Source organism: Gilvimarinus sp. 1_MG-2023, assembly GCF_030548285.1.
The window spans coordinates 1-333 of record NZ_JAUOSC010000516.1; the positions used below are offsets into that span (position 1 = coordinate 1).

Genomic DNA, 333 nt, shown 5'->3' on the forward strand with positions numbered 1-333 from the left:
GGAACTTGGTGAGCCACAAATCCACCGGCAAATTAATTCCGCTTTCGCCGTAGCGCAGGAAGCGAGCAGCGTCGGGTCCGAATAGGGACGGCTGTTTCGCCAGACATTCTCGATTGCCAAACGCGTCCGCACCGATACCGCCATTGGCGAGAACCCGGTCTCGGTGGCCTTTGCTGCCGTACGGATGGCACAGCATATTTTTGCCGACCTGGGTCGCAGCACTGCGCTGTTGATTGGTGCCGGGGAAACCATCGAACTGGTGGCCCGGCATTTACGCCAGGCGGGTATTGAAAAAATCATTGTCGCCAACCGTACCCTGGCACGGGCGCAACA

The 333-nt window shown here is 58.6% G+C and carries 1 pseudogene; it reads left to right on the top strand.

Going from position 1 to position 333, the window contains the following annotated elements:
- A pseudogene (locus Q4563_RS17880) lies at positions 1 to 333 on the top strand (glutamyl-tRNA reductase); the annotation flags it as partial.